Below are 2565 nucleotides of genomic sequence, written 5' to 3'. Positions count from 1 at the left end.
GCCCGTTGGTCGTTGCAGTTGGGCGATGGCCGCTGGCACGGGCATGAGCAGGGTTGTCACGCGAGAAGTGTAGGCGGATACGTACATAAAACGAGGGTTTAGTGTAACTTGGCGGGCATGAAGCGACGCTCGGACAAGGTCATCGGCTACCTGCGCGTGTCCACCGACGAGCAGGCGGTCTCCGGACTCGGACTCGGTGACCAGCGGGACGCCATTGCTGCTGAGGCGGCTCGACGCAACTGGACTGACATCGAGTACCTGTCTGATGAGGGCTTCTCCGCGAAGAACCTGTCGCGTCCTGCCATCGCTACCGCGCTCGACATGCTCGGCAAGGGTCAGGCGTCCGTGCTCGTTGTCTCCAAGCTCGACCGGCTCTCTCGTTCCTTGCTCGACTTCGCCACCTTGATGGACCGGGCCAAGCGTGAAGGCTGGGAACTGGTCGTCCTCGACCTCGCCATCGACACCACGGTCCCGAGCGGTCAACTGATGGCCAACGTGATGGCTGCGTTCGCGGAGTATGAGCGGCAACTCATCGGAGCCCGTACCAGTGCCGCCTTGCAGCAGTTGAAGGCCCAGGGCAAGCGGCTCGGTCGTCCGCGCACCCTTCCCGCTGAGGTCACCGCTCGCATCGTCGCTGCTCGGGGTGAGGGGCAGACGCTCGCTGGCATAGCGAAGTCGCTGAATCGCGATGGAGTCGCTACCGCGCGCGGCGGTGCGAAGTGGTATCCCTCGACCGTCAAGGCAGTGCTCGTCTCGGCCGAACTCGACGCATCTGCCGCCTGACTTGCACGCGCTCAGCGCCGCAGGGCGTCGGCTTGCACTCGGAGGTCACGGTGGTCCTCCACTGCGAGCCGAGCGGCACGAATCAGGTCGGACACGCTTCCTGATGCGACCGTGAAGATGTCCTCGACCACTTGGTCGTCTGGCGATACCTGCCTGTAGCAGTCGTGCCAGGACATCTCCACCAGTTCCAGAAGGTCCAGAACGGCCTCGGCGGCTTTCCCGAAGTCTTGCTGCGCTCTGGGCCTGCGAGCCTCGCGGCGACTGGCCCTGCTCTCAATCATGGGTTCACCCTGCCAGCACTCTGCCCATGCATGCGGGAAGGAGTGCCGCCAGAGCCGCTCTGTGGGTGCTCTGACGGCCTACCAGAATTGCGCCGGACCTCCGTGCCGTTAGCGGTCCAGAATTTCGCTAGACTCTCACCACGCGTCCGCGGTCGTGTTCGCGCCCGACACCTTCTGTCGCTGCTTTTCCCACTGGTTTCTGCGCTCCCAAGCCATGAATTCCTGATATTCGCGTTCCGCTCGCCTCTCTTCCCGAGTGAGTGGGCGTTCCGCCGCTTCCTCCAAAGAGGACTGGTCAGGATTTCTCATATCCTTCCTTGGGGAGAAGGATTCTTCGACTACCGGCGCCGCTGCGCCGGTTGATACTTCTTCTTGTTCACTTTCCTTGACTTGTTCCTGTACTTCTTCTGTAGGTCTGACTGACACCTCTGCTGTCCCAGGCTGACCTACCTCGGTATCGCACTGAGCCACTACCGGGTCAGGATGACCGACGTGGAGGTCGTACACGACGACGCCGCGACCGACCGTGCGTCCTGTCGGCACCAACCAGCCGGTCTCCCTGAGGATGGCGAGTCTTCGCTTGACCGTGCTCGGTGAAAGGCCAGTGTGAGCGGCCATCGTGAAGGTGCTTGGCCACGCGGCAGTGTCCTCGTTCCAGTTCTTGCGGTGCGCCATGTAGAGCAGGACTTGCTTGGCCGGGGCGTCCATCTTGGACTCATAGACGGCGCTCTCGAATTCGTATCTATTCATGATTGGTTTTCTCCTCTGGATAAGTGAAGGACCTCCGTCGCTGCCGGTCGACGGAGGTCCTTTCTTCGCTTCTTATTCAAAGAAGAAAACTAGGGTGACATTCCATGCTCCGGCAGGAGAGGCATCTCTTCAAGATGATGTCCCCAGTATACCTTAACTAGCGTTATCAAGCAACCTTGCGAGGTGTTAGGAGAGAGACTTTTTGGCACCCTAGTGGGGGGCATTTCGTGCATTAAGCCTATTTATCCGAAGGTGTCGTGAATAGAGCCTTCGGCGCGGTACTGGACATAAGTCCTCAGGGTCACGCTGATGTCGCTGTGCCGCATCTGCGCCTGGACCAACGGCAGGGGCACTCCTCGCTCCAGCATCGTCGTCGCATACCAGTGGCGGAGCATGTGCGGGGTCAGACTGACACCGACCTTGCGACCGGCCCGGCGCAAGGACTCTCGGACACAGTCCGGCTTCTCCGTCCCTTGCAGTGTCAGCGTGAGCCCGGTCAGCCAGTGGGGAATGATGACCGTCGCCTCCGAGGTCTTGACCGGGCCGATGCGCGTCACGGTCGGATGCCCGGTGCGGTGCAGTTGGACAACCTGCTTGTCCACGGTCAGCCGGTCGCCGGACACTGATTGCGAAGTCACCGCGCACGCCTCGCCGATGCGCAGCCCTGCGTACATCATCAGCAGTCCACGCACCTCGTGTGGACTCGTCATCAAGGCCAGCCGCAAGGTGTCCTCGTCGGGCAGGTCGTACC

Annotated in this window: 3 protein-coding genes; 1 reads left to right on the top strand and 2 read right to left on the bottom strand. The window is 61.6% G+C overall.

The features are described from left to right. The first annotated feature begins 117 nt into the window (after nucleotides 1–117). The gene (locus tag Q1K29_RS18350) at nucleotides 118–783 is read left to right on the top strand and encodes a recombinase family protein (protein ID WP_300396823.1); all 666 of its coding nucleotides are present in this window, start codon (nucleotides 118–120) and stop codon (nucleotides 781–783) included. 416 nt (nucleotides 784–1199) lie between these two features. Here the strand turns inward: Q1K29_RS18350 and Q1K29_RS18345 are convergent, their stop codons facing one another. Further along, a complete protein-coding gene (locus Q1K29_RS18345) occupies nucleotides 1200–1814 on the bottom strand; it encodes a helix-turn-helix domain-containing protein (protein ID WP_300396821.1) in 615 nt (204 codons plus the stop codon). 242 nt (nucleotides 1815–2056) lie between these two features. Further along, on the bottom strand, nucleotides 2057–2565 hold a 509-nt coding region (locus Q1K29_RS18340; RefSeq protein ID WP_300396819.1), incomplete at its 5' end, for a site-specific integrase.

The sequence above is a fragment of the Henriciella sp. genome, from assembly GCF_029937755.1.
In the GTDB taxonomy this organism is placed as follows: Bacteria; Pseudomonadota; Alphaproteobacteria; order Caulobacterales; family Hyphomonadaceae; genus Henriciella.
The sequence above is the reverse complement of the archived record's forward strand: the minus strand, read 5'-3'. Positions and strand labels throughout refer to the sequence as shown.